Consider the following 15,980-nt stretch of genomic DNA (forward strand, 5'->3'; position numbering starts at 1 on the left):
CCTGTGCCAGCAAGAGCTGGCACTTTTTTTCTCTCTATCTCGAAGACGGACCCCGTAAAAACTCCATCATGGACCCTTCCCCTGGTATCAGCCTCACCTCGTTATTCGCCGATTTCGGCATGATCATCTTTGCATTGCTCCTGGTGCTGCTCAACGGCTTCTTCGTTGCCGCCGAGTTCGCCATGGTCAAGCTGCGCGCCACCCGCGTCGAGTCCATCGCCGAGCTGCATGGCTGGCGTGGCAGCATCCTGCGCAAGGTACACAACCAGCTCGACGCCTACCTGTCAGCCTGCCAACTGGGCATCACCCTCGCCTCGCTGGGCCTGGGCTGGGTCGGTGAACCGGCGTTCGCCCACCTGCTCGAGCCGCTGCTGGCCTACCTGGGCGTGGACACGCCCGAGCTGATCAAGGCCATCTCGTTCTTCGTCGCCTTCTTCGTCATCTCGTACCTGCACATCGTGGTCGGCGAGCTGGCGCCCAAGTCCTGGGCCATCCGCAAGCCCGAGCTGCTGTCGCTGTGGACCGCCGTGCCGCTGTACCTGTTCTACTGGGTGATGTACCCGGCCATCTACCTGCTCAATGCCAGCGCCAACACCATCCTGCGCATTGCCGGCCAGGGCGAGCCCGGCCCACACCACGAGCACCACTACAGCCGTGAAGAGCTCAAGCTGATCCTGCACTCCAGCCGTGGCCAGGACCCGAGCGACCAAGGCATGCGCGTGCTGGCCTCGGCCGTAGAAATGGGCGAGCTGGAGGTGGTCGACTGGGCCAACTCGCGCGAGGACATGGTCAGCATCGACGCCCATGCGCCGTTGAAGCAGATCCTGGCCCTGGTGCGCCGCCACAAGTTCAGCCGCTACCCGGTGTACGACGCCGAGCGTGAAGAATTCACCGGCCTGCTGCACATCAAGGACCTGCTGCTGGAGCTGGCCGAACTCGAGCACCTGCCCGAAACCATCGACCTCGACGACCTGGCACGGCCACTGGAGCGCGTGTCGCGGCACATGCCGCTGGCGCAGTTGCTGGAGCAGTTCCGCAAGGGCGGCGCGCACTTCGTGCTGGTGGAGGAAGCCGATGGCAAGGTGATTGGCTACCTGACCATGGAAGACGTGCTGGAAGTGCTGGTGGGCGACATCCAGGACGAGCACCGCAAGACCGAGCGCGGCATCCTCGCCTACCAGCCGGGCAAGCTGCTGGTGCGTGGCGACACGCCGCTGTTCAAGGTCGAGCGCCTGCTGGGCGTCGACCTTGACCATATCGAGGCAGAAACCCTCGCCGGGCTGGTCTACGAGACGCTCAAGCGCGTGCCTGAAGAAGAGGAAGTGCTGGAGGTCGAAGGGCTGCGCATCATCATCAAGAAGATGAAAGGGCCGAAGATCGTGCTGGCCAAGGTGCTCAAGCTGGATTGAGGGCCATTCGCGGGCTCGCCCGCTCCCACAGGATCACCAAAGGCCAGGCCTTTCAGATTACCTGTGGGAGCGGGCGAGCCCGCGAAGAAGCCGACACGGATCATGGATTACCCGCAGTGAAGTCAGGCAACCCTCCGATCGGCCTGTCGAACCGATAAGGTATCGACTCCAGCGCCAACCCCACATTGCGCTGCACCACGAAATGCAGGTGGGGCCCGGTGCTGTTGCCGGTATTGCCCGACTTGGCAAGCATCTGCCCCTGCCGCACTCGTTGCCCCTCCGCCACTACCACCGACCCGCGCATCAGGTGCAGGTAGACGCCCATGGTACCGTCCGGGTGCAGGATCCTGACGAAATTGCCCGACGGGTTGGGGCCCCGCCCGCTCTGGCTGTTCTCCGTCTTCACCACCACCCCTTCCCGCGCCGCGATGATGGTGGTGCCTTCGGGCATGGCGATATCCATGGCATAACGCCCCTTGGGCCCAAAATGGCTGACCCGGCCATTGGGGCCCTGGGTCACGCGGAACGGCCCGCCAATCCAGGGGAATGCATAGCGGAAGCCCTGGGGCCGCTTGCCCGGGTCGCCCATGGCCTGCAGCAGGGTCGAGCGGTAGTTCAGCAGCATCCCGGGCCGCCCCCTGAGCACGCTGAGCATTTGCGTGGTGCGCGGCGGCAGTACCCGGCGCACGGTACGCGGGGCATTGCCACCCTGTGCGTTCACCAGGTTGTCCAGGCGCAGCTCTACCTCCACCGGCACATGCAGCTGGTTGCGGGCCGAAAAGCTCACGCCGCCGTTGAAGGTTATCGCGTTCAGCAGCACCTGGCCTTCGGGCACTTCGACCATGGGTACGCGCCGCACAAAGGTTTTGGCACCGGGGCCGGGCCGGTCGGAATAGGAGGTCACGCGGCCATCATCGGTGATCTCGTAGATAGTCATGCCCAGGCTCGACGCCGAGGCCATGAGCAATGCACAGAACAGCAGCAGGCGGGCGGGCATGATAGTGGCTTTTTGACAGTTATGATTTGTCGAAGCCTAGCAGGGGGTTTTGCGGCGGGTATGACAGTTGGTCGGATGGCGTCAACAGGACTGGCCCCATCGCCGGCAAGCCAGCTCCCACAGGAAATGCACAAGGCCAGAAGTTGACGCTGTACCTGTGGGAGCTGGCTTGCCGGCGATGGGGCCAGTAGTGATTACTCAGGCGCCCGGGGTGAAATGCTTCTGCGCCGTCCCGCGGGCAATCAGCCGCGACAGGTAGTCGAGCTTCTGGGCATCCTGGTCGACGAACTTGAAGGTCAGTTGCAACCAGTCACTGTCAGGTTTGGGTTCCAGTGCCGCGACGGCATGCAGGTAGCCGTTCAAGCGCGCGACTTCGGCGTTCTCGCCCTGCTCCAGGTCCAGCACTGCGCCTTCCAGCACTTGGGGCAGCGCTTCGCCACGGCGCACCACCAGCAAGGCCTCTTTCAGGCTCAGCGCCTTGATCACGCATGGCTGCATGCCGCCGGCCAGGCGCAACTGGCCCTGGCCACGGCCGGTCGGCGTTGGAGCGGCGGGCCGGGGGGCACTGGCCACAGGCCTGGCGGGTGCAGGCGCCGGCGCTGGCGCCGTGACCTTCACCGCTTCAGGCTTGCCGGCTGTCAGCGCATTCAGCGAGTCATTGGCGAACGCCGAGTTGACCCGTGCCGGGCCGCTGGCCATCAGGCTCTCGAGCTTGCCGATCTTGGTCAGGGCCTTTTTCACCTTGGTCAGCAATTGCTCGTTGGTGAACGGCTTGCCGACAAAATCGGAAACGCCCGCCTGAATCGCCTGGATGACGTTTTCCTTGTCGCCACGGCTGGTCACCATGATGAACTGCAGATTCTTCAACTCAGGCTGCTGGCGGCACCAGGTGAGCAGTTCCAGACCGGACATTTCCGGCATCTCCCAGTCGCACAGAACCAGGTCGAACGCTTCCTTGCCCAGCATGGCCATGGCCTTGCGACCGTTGACGGCGTCGTCGATGGTCATGCCCGGGAAGGCATTACGCAGGCACTTGCGGACCAGGTCACGGATAAACGGGGCGTCATCCACGACCAGCACATTCACTTTACTCATCGATACTCCTTCTGAATCCCGACTAGCCTACCGCCGAATAATGGCCACTTGCTACAACCTGGTCACGCCGGGACTTCTTCACATCGTTCGCGGGTGCCTGCCGGCTCCTCGACCGCAAACGAAAACGCCCGGCCAAGGCCGGGCGTCGATGCTCGGGAGCAACCTTACTTATCGTCAGGTTCGGCCGGAACATTAGCGTTTTCGCCATCGGAAACAGCAGTGCCCTGCACTTCTGCCGTCATGCGCTTGAGGCCCATGTGACGCACGTCGGTGCCGCGCACCAGGTAGATCACCAGCTCGGAGATGTTGCGCGCATGGTCGCCGATACGCTCCAGCGAACGCAGGACCCAGATAACGCTCAGTACCCGCGAGATCGAGCGCGGGTCTTCCATCATGTAGGTCACCAGCTCACGCAGGGCGGTCTTGTATTCACGGTCGATGGTCTTGTCGTACTGGGCCACCGACAGCGCCAGGTCGGCGTCGAAGCGGGCAAAGGCGTCCAGCGCGTCGCGGACCATGTTGCGTACCTGGTCGCCGATGTGGCGCACTTCGACATAGCCGCGCGGCGACTCGCCTTCCTCGCACAGCTGGATGGCGCGGCGGGCGATCTTGGTCGACTCGTCACCGATGCGCTCCAGGTCGATCACCGACTTGGAGATGCTGATGATCAGGCGCAGGTCGGAGGCCGCCGGCTGACGACGGGCGAGGATGCGCAGGCACTCCTCGTCGATGTTGCGCTCCATCTGGTTGATCTGCTCGTCGACTTCGCGCACTTGCTGGGCCAGGCCCGAGTCGGCTTCGATCAGCGCAGTGACTGCGTCGTTGACCTGCTTTTCGACCAGCCCGCCCATGGCCAGCAGGTGGCTACGCACCTCTTCGAGCTCGGCGTTGAACTGCTGGGAAATGTGATGCGTAAGGCTTTCTTTGTTGATCATCGTTCGCTCCGCGAAGAAGCTGCAAGCTTCAGGTAGTTCATGTCATTCCCTGTGGGAGCGGGCGTGCCCGCGAACACCGGCGAAGCCGGTGCCACACACCGCGGCGCCTGCTTCGCGGGCACGCCCGCTCCCACAGGGGCCGCGCGGCTGCTAGCCGTAGCGACCGGTGATGTAGTCTTCGGTCTGCTTCTTCGCCGGGTTGGTGAACAGGGTGTCGGTATCCCCGAATTCGACCAGTTTGCCCATGTACATGAACGCGGTGTAGTCCGAAACACGGGCCGCCTGCTGCATGTTGTGGGTCACGATGACGATGGTGTACTTGGATTTCAATTCGTAGATCAGTTCCTCGACTTTCAGCGTCGAGATCGGGTCCAGTGCCGAGCACGGTTCGTCGAGCAGCAGCACTTCCGGCTCCACGGCGATGGTACGGGCGATGACCAGACGCTGCTGCTGGCCACCGGACAGGCCCAGTGCCGAATCGTGCAGGCGGTCCTTGACCTCGTCCCACAGGGCCGCGCCCTTCAGCGCCCACTCGACCGCTTCGTCGAGCACGCGCTTCTTGTTGATGCCCTGGATGCGCAGGCCGTAGACCACGTTTTCGTAGATGGTCTTGGGGAACGGGTTGGGCTTCTGGAACACCATGCCCACACGGCGGCGCAGCTCGGCCACGTCTTCGCCCTTGCGGTAGATGTTGTTGCCGTACAGGTTGATGGCGCCTTCCACGCGGCAGCCGTCAACCAGGTCGTTCATGCGGTTGAAGGTGCGCAACAGGGTCGACTTGCCGCAGCCGGACGGGCCGATGAAGGCGGTCACGCGCTGCTTGGGGATGTTCATCTGCACGTCGAACAGCGCTTGTTTGTCGCCGTAGAACAGGCTCAGGCCCGGCACTTCGATGGCTACGGTTTCTTCGGCCAGGCGCAGGCTCTGCTTGTCGCGGCCCAGGGCAGACATGTCGATGCCGTGGGTATGGGATTCTTGCTGCATGGTCAACTCCATACGCTAACAATTCGTTTCAAAGGGCCGCCCGGCTCACGGGCGGCACGCTTGCAATCAGGATCAGCTGTCGAGGGCCTTGTACTTCTCGCGCAGGTGGTTACGGATCCACACGGCCGAGAGGTTAAGGGCCGCGATCACCAGCACCAGCAGCAACGCCGTGGCGTACACCAGCGGCCGCGCGGCCTCAACGTTGGGGCTCTGGAAGCCGACGTCATAAATGTGGAAGCCCAGGTGCATGATTTTCTGGTCCAGGTGCAGGTACGGGTAGTTCCCGTCCACCGGCAGCGACGGGGCCAGCTTCACCACACCTACCAGCATCAGCGGTGCCACTTCACCGGCGGCGCGGGCCACGGCGAGGATCATGCCGGTCATCATCGCCGGGCTGGCCATTGGCAGGACGATCTTCCACAGGGTTTCGGCCTTGGTCGCGCCCAGGGCCAGCGAGCCCTCACGCACGGTACGCGGAATACGCGCCAGGCCTTCCTCGGTGGCCACGATCACCACCGGCACGGCCAGCAGCGCCAAGGTTAAAGACGCCCACAGCAGGCCCGGGGTACCCAGGGTTGGCGCCGGCAGTGCTTCGGGGAAGAACAGGCGGTCGATCGAGCCACCCAGCACATAGACGAAGAAGCCCAGGCCGAACACGCCGTAGACGATCGCCGGTACACCGGCCAGGTTGTTCACTGCGATGCGGATCAGGCGGGTCACCGGGCCCTGTCTGGCGTATTCGCGCAGGTACACGGCAGCCAGCACACCGAACGGGGTGACGATCACGGCCATGATCAGGGTCATCATCACGGTACCGAAGATGGCCGGGAAGATACCGCCCTCGGTGTTGGCTTCACGCGGGTCGTCGCTGAGGAACTCCCAGACCTTGGTGAAGTAGGTGCCCAGCTTGGTGAACCCCGACATGGCGTTCGGCTGGATGGCGTGCACCACCTTGCTTAGGTTGATTTCCACTTCACGGCCGTTGCCATCGCGGGCCACCAGGCTGTCGCGAGCGAAGGCCTGGTGCAGGCCGGTCAGGCGGTCTTCGATGGCCTTGTAGCGGCTGTTCAGCTCGGCGCGCTCGGCGTCCATGTCGGCCTGGGCGGCGGCGTCCAGCTTGCCGTCCAGCTCCAGCTTGCGCGCCTGCAGACGCAGGCGCTCGAGGCCATGGTTGATGGCACCGATGTCTTTCTTCTCGAGGCTTTGCAGTTCGCTGTTGAGCTGGTTGGCGCGCTTGAGGCGGGCCTGCAGCTCGGCCCAGGCGGCAGCACCTTCGGCGACCACGCGGCCTTCTTCCTTGACGCTGACCAGGTAGCCGTAGAAGTTGCCCCACTCGCGACGCTCCAGGGCGATCAGGTCGGTCGGGCGCTTTTCGTCGACCAGCCAGTCGCCGACCACCCAGGTGAAGTCGCTGCCGTTGAGATCGCGGTTGCCCACCTTGATCAGCTCACGGGTCATGAACTCCGGGCCTTGGTCAGGCACTGGCAGGCCGGCGCCCTTCAGGCGGGCACGGGGTACTTCTTCCTTTTGCACCACTTCGCCAATGACGACGTGGTCGGCCTGGCCCGGCACCTTGTAGGTGGCCTGGACAAGGTCGGCCGGCCAGAAGTGGCCCAGGCCGCGCACGGCAATCACCGCCAGCAGGCCAACGGTCATGATCACTGCCATGGCCACCGCGCCGCCGCTCATCCAGACGCCTGGGGCGCCGCTCTTGAACCAGCCTTTGAGGGAATCCTTTTTCACGGATCGCTACCTTTCTATCAAAGCGACGAGTATTTCTTGCGCAGACGCTGGCGAATCAGCTCGGCCAAGGTGTTCATGATGAAGGTGAACATCAGCAGCACCAGCGCGGCCAGGAACAGCACGCGGTAGTGGCTGCCGCCGACTTCCGACTCCGGCATTTCCACGGCCACGTTGGCGGCCAGGGTGCGCATGCCCTCGAACAGGTTCAGCTCCATCACCGGGGTGTTGCCGGTGGCCATCAGCACGATCATGGTCTCGCCCACCGCACGGCCCATGCCGATCATCAGCGCCGAGAAGATACCCGGGCTGGCGGTGAGGATGACCACGCGAGTCAGGGTCTGCCATGGCGTCGCTCCCAGGGCCAGGGAGCCCAGGGTCAGGCTGCGCGGCACGCTGAACACGGCGTCTTCGGCGATGGAGTAGATGTTCGGGATGACCGCGAAGCCCATGGCGATACCCACGACCAGGGCGTTGCGCTGGTCGTAGGTTATCCCCAGGTCGTTGGTGATCCACAGGCGCATGTCGCCGCCAAAGAACCAGTTCTCGAGGTGCGGGCTCATGGTCAGGGCGAACCAGCCGGTGAACAGGATGACCGGGATCAGGATCGCCGCTTCCCAGCCATCCGGGATACGCAGGCGGATCGACTCGGGCAGGCGGGTCCAGGCAAAGCCGGCCAGCAGGATACCGAGCGGCATCAGCAGGAACAGGCTGAACACGCCCGGCAGGTGGCCTTCCAGGTACGGGGCGAGGAACAGGCCGGCGAAGAAGCCGAGGATCACGGTCGGCATCGCTTCCATCAGTTCGATCACCGGCTTGACCTTGCGGCGCATGCCAGGGGCCATGAAGTAGGCGGTGTAGATGGCCGCGGCAATCGCCAGCGGGGCCGCCAGGATCATGGCGTAGAACGCGGCCTTCAGGGTACCGAAGGTCAGCGGCGACAGGCTCAGCTTGGGCTCGAAGTCGGTGTTCGAGGCGGTCGATTGCCAGACATATTTCGGCTCGTCGTAGTTCTCGTACCACACCTTGCCCCACAGCGCGCTGAAGGAAATTTCCGGGTGCGGGTTGCGCAGGCTCAGTGGCAGCAGCTTGCCGCCTTCTTCGATGATGATGCGGTTGGCACGTGGCGAAAGGGCCAGGATGCCAGGGCCTTCGGCGGCAGGCTCGACCAGCAGGGTACGGTGCGCGGTGCTGTGGAACACGCCCAGCTCGCCTGCGGCGTCGAGGGCGACGAAGCCCTTGCGGCGCTCTTCGGCGTCGATCTGTACGACTGCGGCCTTGCCCATCTGGAAGGTGCGGATCAGCTTGAAACGGGATTCGCCATCCGGGTCACGGGCCATGAACCACTGGGCCAGGCCGCCCTTGGAGTCGCCGATGATCAGCGAGATGCCGCCGACCAGCTGGGCGGTGGCGGTAATTTCGGTGTCGGCGCTTTCAGACAGCTTGTAGCGGCCGTTGAGGCTCTTGTCGCGCAGGTTGAACACGTCTGCGGTGGCGCGGCCGTTGATCACGTACAGCCACTGCTGACGCGGGTCGATGAAGATGTTCTTCACCGTTTCGGTCATCTGCGGCAATTCGATGCGGTTCTGCTCGGTGGTGACCTCTTCGGTCATCATGTTTTCGGTGCGGGTCAGCTCGACCACCTGCAGGTGCGCGCCGGTGGAACCGGCCATCAGCAGGGTGTCGCCATTGACGTTGACACTGACATGCTCCAGCGCACGGCCCTGCTCGTCGAGCACGAACGGTTGCTCGCCGTACGGGTAGTCGATGCCGGGGGCGATGGTTTTCTTGTTGTCCGGGTAGGTGATCTTGTAGGTGTGGTGGAACACCAGCGCCTGGCCATTGGACAAGCCCAGCACCACCAGCGGACTGCCCGGCTGGTCGGCACTGATCGAAGTGACCTGGGTGCCTGCCGGCACTGGCAGGTCGAAACGCTTGAGCTCGTTACCGGTCTTGGTATCGAAGAACAGTGCCTGGCCCTTGTCCGAAACGCGCATGCCCACCAGGTTCTGCTCTTCAAGCGCGATCATCAGCGGCTTGCCGGCATCCTGTTGCAGCCAGGTCGGCTCCAGGGCTTTCTTACTGGTCAGCTCGGCGCCCTGGAACAGCGGCAGCACCACATAGGCCAGATAGAAGAAGATCAGGGTGATCGCCGCCAATACGGCAAGCCCGCCCACCAGTACATACCAGCGGGTCAGGCGGTCCTTGAGCGCGCGCATGCGGCGCTTGCGTTGCAACTCCGGCGTATTGAAATCAATCCGCACGGGCTGGGAGTTTTGGGTCATGTTGGAGTTGGCCAGATCATTCATGCGCACACCCTAGCGGTCCCGTGTGACAAAAACATTACAAAGTGGTGACGCACGAAAGCCCGCCGCACAGGAAACCTGGCTTCGGACTGGAATTTCGTGGAAGAGGCCGGGCATCAGCGCCGGCCTCCCCTTCAATTACTTACTTTTTTGCGACGTTACCTGCGTGGGACAGGCCCAAGTCAGCCAAGGTCTTGTCGACGACTTTGGCCGGCAGCGGGATGTAGCCATCCTTCACCACGACCTGCTGGCCAGCTTGCGACAGCACCAGCTTGACGAACTCGGCTTCCAGCGGGGCCAGAGGCTTGTTCGGGGCCTTGTTGACGTAGACGTACAGGAAGCGCGACAGCGGGTAGGTGCCGTTCAGGGCGTTGGCTTCGTTGTCTTCAACGAACTCGCCGCCTTCCTTCTTGGCCAGGGCCACGGTCTTGACGCTGGCGGTCTTGTAGCCGATGCCCGAGTAGCCGATGCCGTTCAGCGAGGAGCTGATCGACTGCACGACCGAGGCCGAGCCAGGCTGTTCGTTGACGTTAGGCTTGAAGTCGCCTTTGCACAGGGCTTCTTCCTTGAAGTAGCCGTAGGTGCCCGATACCGAGTTACGGCCGAACAGCTGTACTGGCTTGTTGGCCAGGTCGCCGGTCACGCCCAGGTCACCCCAGGTCTTGACGTCGGCTTTGCCACCGCACAGGCGGGTGGAAGAGAAGATGGCGTCGACCTGGGCCATGGTCAGGCCTTTGATCGGGTTGTCCTTGTGCACGAACACAGCCAGGGCGTCTACGGCGACCGGGATGGCGGTCGGTTTGTAGCCGTACTTCTGCTCGAAGGCCTGCAGCTCGACGTCCTTCATCTTGCGGCTCATCGGGCCGAGGTTGGCGGTGCCTTCGGTCAGCGCGGGTGGCGCGGTGGAGGAGCCGGCAGCCTGGATCTGGATGTTTACGTTCGGATATTCCTTCTTGTAGGCCTCGGCCCACAGAGTCATCAGGTTGGCGAGGGTGTCCGAACCGACGCTGGAGAGGTTGCCCGAAACACCGGTGGTCTTGGTGTAGGTCGGGATCGCAGGATCGACAGCGGCTACCGCGTTGGCGGTTGCAACGCCAGCGGCGGCAAAGGTGAGGGCCGCCATCAAACGCTTCAGTTTCATGCCTTGCTCCTAGCAGGAATATTGGGGTGTTGGATGGAACGGGCCCAAGTATCTGCAGGCCGCATGAATACGATATGACTTGAATATGACAATTGGATGAAAGGCCATCATCAAAAGCAGGTCTGGCCTCTTCGCGGGCACGCCCGCTCCCACAGGGACTGTGTGACCCTTGTGGGAGCGGGCGTGCCCGCGAAAAGGCCAGTAGCCCTGGCGTAGATCAGCGCTTGTTGGCGAGCAGGTACAGGCCCACAACCAGACCAACGGCACACAGCCCCGCCACATAGTAGGCCGGCGCCATCGGGCTCACTTTCAGCAGCGCAGTCACCACCATCGGCGTCAGCCCGCCAAAGATTGCGTAGGCCACGTTGTACGAGAACGACAGCCCGCTGAAGCGCACCACCGCCGGGAACGCCTTGACCATCACATAAGGCACCGCACCGATCACGCCCACGCACAGGCCGGTCACTGCATACAGCGGGAACAGCAGCTCGGGACGCGTAGGCAGGCTGTGGTAGAAGGTCCAGGAGGTCGCCAGCAGCAACAGGCTGCCGATCACGAACACCCGGCCCGCGCCAAAACGATCAGCCAGGCTGCCAGCGCCGATGCAGCCGAAGCTGAGCAGCACGATGGCCAGGCTGTTGGCCTTGAGCGAGTCGGTGGGGCTGATGTGGTAGATGCTCTGCAGCAGCGCCGGAGTCATCAGGATGAGTACCACGATGGCGGCCGACAGCATCCAGGTCAGCAGCATCGACAGGATGATCGCACCGCGATGGTCACGCAGCACCGCGCGCAACGGCAGTTCCTCGGCCAGCGCCTTGCGCTGCTGCATCTCGGCGAACACCGGGGTTTCGTGCAGCCAACGGCGCAGGTACACAGAGAACAGGCCAAATACACCGCCAAGCAGGAACGGGATACGCCAGGCGTAATCGGCCACTTCCTGTGCGCTGTAGACGCTGTTGATCAGAGTCGCCACCAGCGAGCCAAGCAGGATACCCGCGGTCAGCCCTGCGGTGAGGGTGCCGCAGGCGTAGCCGGTGTTTCGCTCTGGCACGTGCTCGGACACGAATACCCAGGCGCCCGGCACCTCCCCGCCAATAGCCGCCCCCTGGATCACGCGCATCAGCAGCAACAGGATTGGCGCCCACATGCCGATCTGTGCATAGGTGGGCAGCAGGCCCATGATCAGCGTTGGCAGGGCCATCATGAAGATGCTCAGAGTGAACATCTTCTTGCGCCCGAGCAGGTCACCGAAGTGGGCCATGATGATGCCGCCCAGCGGCCGCGCCAGGTAGCCGGCGGCAAAAATGCCGAAGGTTTGCATCAGGCGCAGCCATTCGGGCATGTCGGCGGGGAAGAACAGCTTGCCGACCACCGTGGCGAAGAACACGAAGATGATGAAGTCGTAGAACTCCAGCGCGCCGCCCAGGGCGGACAGTGAGAGAGTCTTGTAGTCACTGCGGGTCAGCGGCCGCGAGGGCTGCTCGATACTGCTCGGCACGGAAGTCATCGCTGATTGTTCTCTTTGTAGGCATGCAGGCCGCTTGGCACGCGGCTTCTGGAGTGGGAGACAGGCGAAGATAGCAAATTGCTGAGCTGCGCCGGAAGCGATACAAAATCCCTACACATATTCATGAATGCACGGTCGTCGCTGGCCGTTATGCTCTATATACTGGCAGTTCGTAGGAAAAGGTTGCTGCTAGCGTGGGATGTTGTGCGAAAACGCCGGTCTTTATGTCAGGCGGTTTCGCAGAGTTTCCCTACGGCCGCTCAGTGAAACGAAATCGGCGTAGTATGTTTCAAGCTGAATCGTTTACCCGGCCTTTGCGCCACACCAACGAAAAGCGTCACGGGTCAGAGGCCCCATCGCATGATTGAGCTCGAACAAGAAGATCCTATCCCGCAAGGTGACCTGGCCTTGCAGATCACCGCACTGCCGCGCGAGACCAACGGGTTTGGCGACATCTTCGGCGGCTGGCTGGTCGCCCAGATGGACCTGGCCGGCACCGCCATGGCCAGCCGTGTCGCCGGCGGCCGCGTGGCCACCGTAGCCATCGACCGCATGGCCTTTCTGGTCCCGGTCGCCGTCGGCGCGCAGCTGTCGTTCTATACCCAGACCCTGGAAATCGGCCGCAGCTCGATCCAGATGATGGTCGAAGTATGGAGCGACGACCCGCTGTCCAGCGAATGGCGCAAGGTCACCGAAGCAGTCTTCGTCTTCGTCGCCATCGACGGCAGTGGCCGCACCCGCTCCGTACCTCGTCGCTGAGCCACGCCGGCGGTAAACTCATTGCATGTGCCCGGGTCCAAGGCCCACTGGCAATCAATGAGATGAATGCAATGGCTACCTTCCAGGTCGTAACCGAGCAACATGGCGAACTCAACTGCTGGCGTATCAGCAGCGACCAAGCCGAACTACTGATAGCCCAGCAGGGCGCGCAGATCCTCAGCTACCAGCGCGTTGGCGAGCCACCGCTGCTGTGGCTGAGCGACCAGGCCATCTTCCGCCAGGGCAAGTCGGTACGCGCCGGTGTGCCGGTGTGCTGGCCGTGGTTCGGCAACCTGCAGCGCAACCCCCAGGCCGTGCAGGCCATGTACCACGGCGAACAGGCACCCGCGCACGGCCTGGCGCGCGCGCGCGACTGGCAATTGCTGGCTATCGAGGAAGCGGGCAAAGGCCTGCGCATCGAATTCGAACTGCCGGAAGCGCAGGGTGACCTGCCTGGCTGGCCTCATGACGTCGAGCTGAAGCTGGTAGTGGAGCTGGGCAAGGACCTGCAGCTGAACCTGACCAGCCGCAACATGGGCAATACCCCCATCACCATCAGCCAGGCCCTGCACAGCTACTTCGCGGTCAGTGATGTGCGCCAGGCGCGGGTCGAAGGGGTGGAGGGGCTGAGCTATATCGAGACCCTGGCTGACTGGGAGCAGCGCCAGCAGCAGGGGCCGCTGGCGTTTGCCGGGGAGACTGACCGGATCTACCTGGCGACCCCGCAAACCCTGAGCATCGTCGACCCGCACTGGAAGCGGCGCATTACCTTGACCAGCAGCGGGTCGCGCTCGGCGGTGATCTGGAACCCTTGGACTGAACGGGCCAGGGATCTGCCGGACATGGCTGATGATGGGTGGCAGCGGATGCTGTGCATCGAGACGGCGAATGTGTGGGATGACCTGGTGGAATTGAAGCCTGGGGGCAGCAGCTCGCTGGGGGTCAGGATTGGCTGTGAAATGATCTGAGTCTTGCAGTGCCTATGCGGGCCTCTTCGCGGGCTTGCCCGCTCCCACAGGTACTCCACAAGCCCTGAAAATTGTGGAGTACCTGTGGGAGCGGGCAAGCCCGCGAAGAGACCGGTGCAGGCAATCAGAGGTCTGCATCCTCCACCACCCTCACCTTCCCCGCATCCAGCGCATAGGCCGCATCGGCCAGGTCATTGCTGACCTTCTCCACCTTCAGCTTGCCGCTGACCCACAGCGGTGTGTAGATATCATCGATCTTCAGGCCTTTCGGGTAGCGCACCAGCACCAGCTGGTTCGGTGGTGGTGGCGGTACATGGATGCACGCGCCCGGGTACGGCACCAGGAAGAACAACGTGCTGTTGCCCTTGGCGTCGCTCTCCAGCGGCACCGGGTAGCCGCCCAGGCGAATATCCTTGCCGTTCATGGCCGCCACGGTCTTGGTCGAGTACATCACCGCCGGCAGGCCCTTGCTCTGCTTCAGGCCGCCCTTGTCGGTAAAGGTGCCCATGGCTTCCGGCGAATTGTGGTCGATATCGGGCATTTGCTCGAGTGCCTGCTGGTCCGACTTGGGCATCAGCTCCAGCCAGTCGGTTTCAGGCAGTTCGGCATGGGCCAGGGCGCTGGCCAACAGCAGTGGGGCGAGAAAAAAGGCACGCATCAAAATGCTCGGCAACTCGAATGAATTGCCGGGCATTCTAACCAGTATTCAACGTTTCTTGATGAATCCGTAGATCACCAGCAGGATCACCGCACCGATCAGCGCGCCAAGGAAACCGGCAGCCTGCCCGGCCTGGTAGATACCCAGCGCCTGGCCGCCGTAGGTGGCCAGCAGCGAGCCGGCAATCCCCAGCAGAATAGTCATGATCCAGCCCATACTGTCGTCGCCCGGCTTGATGAAGCGGGCCAGCAGGCCGACGATAAGGCCGATGAAGATGGTTCCAATGATACCCATGGCAATCCCTCTGCAGTGAAGATGGAACAAGCCAAAGCCTAGACAGCGCTTTGGCTTGTTGCCATTTCAGAGGGCAAGCCGCTGGTAGAAGTTCGATCAGTTGCCGATCAGGGCTTCTACTTCGGCAATCTTGCGCTCGAGGGTGGCCATGTCGTGGCAGCGCAGGGTGGCGTGGCCAACCTTGCGACCAACCTTGAAGGCCTTGCCGTAGTGGTGCAGGTGGCAGTCACCGATGGCAACCACCTTGTCCACCGCCGGCACTTCACCGATGAAGTTGAGCATCGCGCTCTCGCCGACCTTGGCGGTCGAGCCCAGCGGCAGGCCGGCGACGGCACGCAGGTGGTTCTCGAACTGACTGCACTCGGCGCCTTCGATGGTCCAGTGCCCGGAGTTGTGCACGCGCGGGGCGATTTCGTTGGCCTTCAGGCCACCGTCGACTTCGAAGAACTCGAAGGCCATCACGCCCACATAGTCCAGTTGCTTGAGCACACGGCCCACGTAGTCTTCGGCCAGGGCCTGCAGCGGGTGCGCCTGGCTGGCGACCGACAGGCGCAGGATGCCGCTTTCGTGGGTGTTGTGCACCAGCGGGTAGAAGCGGGTTTCGCCATCACGGGCACGCACGGCCACCAGCGACACTTCGCCGGTGAATGGCACGAAGCCTTCCAGCAGGCAAGGTACGCTGCCCAGCTCGGCAAAGGTACCGACCACGTCCTCAGGCGTGCGCAGCACCTTCTGGCCCTTGCCGTCGTAACCCAGGGTGCGGGTTTTCAGCACGGCCGGCAGGCCGATGTTGGCCACCGCGGCGTCCAGGTCGGCCTGCGAGAGGATGTCGGCGAAGGCCGGGGTAGGGATACCCAGGTCGCGGAACATGCTCTTCTCGAACAGGCGGTCACGGGCGATGCGCAGCGCTTCGGCGCTGGGGTACACCGGCACGAACTGCGAGAGGAAGGCCACGGTCTCGGCCGGGACGCTTTCGAACTCGAAGGTGACCAGGTCGACTTCGTCGGCCAGCTGGCGCAGGTGGTCCTGGTCGCCGTAGTCGGCACGCAGGTGCTCGCCCAGCGGCGCAGCGCAGGCGTCCGGCGCCGGGTCGAGGAAGGCGAAGTTCATGCCCAGCGGGGTACCCGCCAGGGCCAGCATGCGGCCCAGCTGGCCGCCACCGATTACACCGATCTTCATGGGTTGAG

The 15,980-nt window shown here is 63.3% G+C and carries 14 protein-coding genes; 3 read left to right on the plus strand and 11 right to left on the minus strand.

All coding sequences use genetic code 11. From position 1 onward, the window contains the following. Positions 1 to 68 precede the first annotated feature (68 nt). On the plus strand, positions 69 to 1,409 hold the full coding sequence (locus B2790_RS02465) for a hemolysin family protein (RefSeq protein ID WP_013974815.1): 1,341 nt from the start codon (positions 69 to 71) through the stop codon (positions 1,407 to 1,409). Between the two features lie 100 nt (positions 1,410 to 1,509). Here B2790_RS02465 and B2790_RS02470 read toward each other — a convergent pair whose 3' ends face one another. The 8 genes from B2790_RS02470 to B2790_RS02505 all read right to left on the minus strand — a co-directional run bounded on the left by B2790_RS02470 (position 1,510) and on the right by B2790_RS02505 (position 12,114). Continuing rightward, entirely contained in the window at positions 1,510 to 2,406 is an 897-nt protein-coding gene (locus tag B2790_RS02470) for a M23 family metallopeptidase (RefSeq protein WP_013974816.1), read from the minus strand. Positions 2,407 to 2,604: 198 nt separating this feature from the next. Then, positions 2,605 to 3,501 (minus strand): response regulator, encoded by an 897-nt coding sequence (locus B2790_RS02475; RefSeq protein ID WP_286918169.1) that lies wholly within the window; start codon positions 3,499 to 3,501, stop codon positions 2,605 to 2,607. A 164-nt stretch (positions 3,502 to 3,665) separates the two neighbouring features. Further along, positions 3,666 to 4,436, minus strand: a complete 771-nt coding sequence (gene phoU / locus B2790_RS02480) for a phosphate signaling complex protein PhoU (RefSeq protein ID WP_013974818.1) — start codon at positions 4,434 to 4,436, stop codon at positions 3,666 to 3,668. Between the two features lie 150 nt (positions 4,437 to 4,586). Continuing rightward, positions 4,587 to 5,420 (minus strand): phosphate ABC transporter ATP-binding protein PstB, encoded by an 834-nt coding sequence (gene pstB, locus B2790_RS02485; RefSeq protein WP_003258171.1) that lies wholly within the window; start codon positions 5,418 to 5,420, stop codon positions 4,587 to 4,589. A 72-nt stretch (positions 5,421 to 5,492) separates the two neighbouring features. Further along, positions 5,493 to 7,109: a phosphate ABC transporter permease PstA gene (gene pstA, locus B2790_RS02490; RefSeq protein ID WP_170978884.1), complete on the minus strand. Its 1,617-nt coding sequence runs from the start codon at positions 7,107 to 7,109 to the stop codon at positions 5,493 to 5,495. 71 nt (positions 7,110 to 7,180) lie between these two features. Next, positions 7,181 to 9,469: an ABC transporter permease subunit gene (locus B2790_RS02495; protein WP_085588835.1), complete on the minus strand. Its 2,289-nt coding sequence runs from the start codon at positions 9,467 to 9,469 to the stop codon at positions 7,181 to 7,183. Positions 9,470 to 9,608: 139 nt separating this feature from the next. Next, a complete protein-coding gene (locus B2790_RS02500; RefSeq protein ID WP_013974822.1) occupies positions 9,609 to 10,607 on the minus strand; it encodes a phosphate ABC transporter substrate-binding protein PstS in 999 nt (332 codons plus the stop codon). 217 nt (positions 10,608 to 10,824) lie between these two features. Further along, entirely contained in the window at positions 10,825 to 12,114 is a 1,290-nt protein-coding gene (locus B2790_RS02505; RefSeq protein ID WP_003258167.1) for an MFS transporter, read from the minus strand. Between the two features lie 360 nt (positions 12,115 to 12,474). Between B2790_RS02505 and B2790_RS02510 the strand changes: the two genes are divergently transcribed. Both B2790_RS02510 and B2790_RS02515 read left to right on the plus strand, forming a co-directional pair. Further along, complete coding sequence (locus tag B2790_RS02510) at positions 12,475 to 12,873, plus strand: acyl-CoA thioesterase (protein ID WP_003253317.1); 399 nt, start codon at positions 12,475 to 12,477, stop codon at positions 12,871 to 12,873. A 71-nt stretch (positions 12,874 to 12,944) separates the two neighbouring features. Further along, a complete protein-coding gene (locus tag B2790_RS02515; RefSeq protein ID WP_286918170.1) occupies positions 12,945 to 13,841 on the plus strand; it encodes a D-hexose-6-phosphate mutarotase in 897 nt (298 codons plus the stop codon). Positions 13,842 to 13,965: 124 nt separating this feature from the next. On the opposite strand, the gene B2790_RS02520 is transcribed toward B2790_RS02515, so the two are convergent. The 3 genes from B2790_RS02520 to B2790_RS02530 all read right to left on the minus strand — a co-directional run bounded on the left by B2790_RS02520 (position 13,966) and on the right by B2790_RS02530 (position 15,972). Continuing rightward, positions 13,966 to 14,499 carry a DUF3299 domain-containing protein gene (locus B2790_RS02520; RefSeq protein ID WP_161797630.1) on the minus strand — a complete coding sequence of 178 codons (534 nt, stop codon included), beginning with the start codon at positions 14,497 to 14,499 and terminating at the stop codon, positions 13,966 to 13,968. A 48-nt stretch (positions 14,500 to 14,547) separates the two neighbouring features. Next, positions 14,548 to 14,793, minus strand: coding sequence for a GlsB/YeaQ/YmgE family stress response membrane protein (locus B2790_RS02525; RefSeq protein ID WP_012274863.1), 246 nt, complete (start codon positions 14,791 to 14,793; stop codon positions 14,548 to 14,550). A 96-nt stretch (positions 14,794 to 14,889) separates the two neighbouring features. Beyond that, on the minus strand, positions 14,890 to 15,972 hold the full coding sequence (locus B2790_RS02530) for a 5-(carboxyamino)imidazole ribonucleotide synthase (protein ID WP_075046776.1): 1,083 nt from the start codon (positions 15,970 to 15,972) through the stop codon (positions 14,890 to 14,892). Between the last annotated feature and the right edge of the window lie 8 nt (positions 15,973 to 15,980).

Source organism: Pseudomonas sp. UBA6753, from assembly GCF_002453565.1.
Lineage (GTDB): Bacteria > Pseudomonadota > Gammaproteobacteria > Pseudomonadales > Pseudomonadaceae > Aquipseudomonas > Aquipseudomonas putida_Z.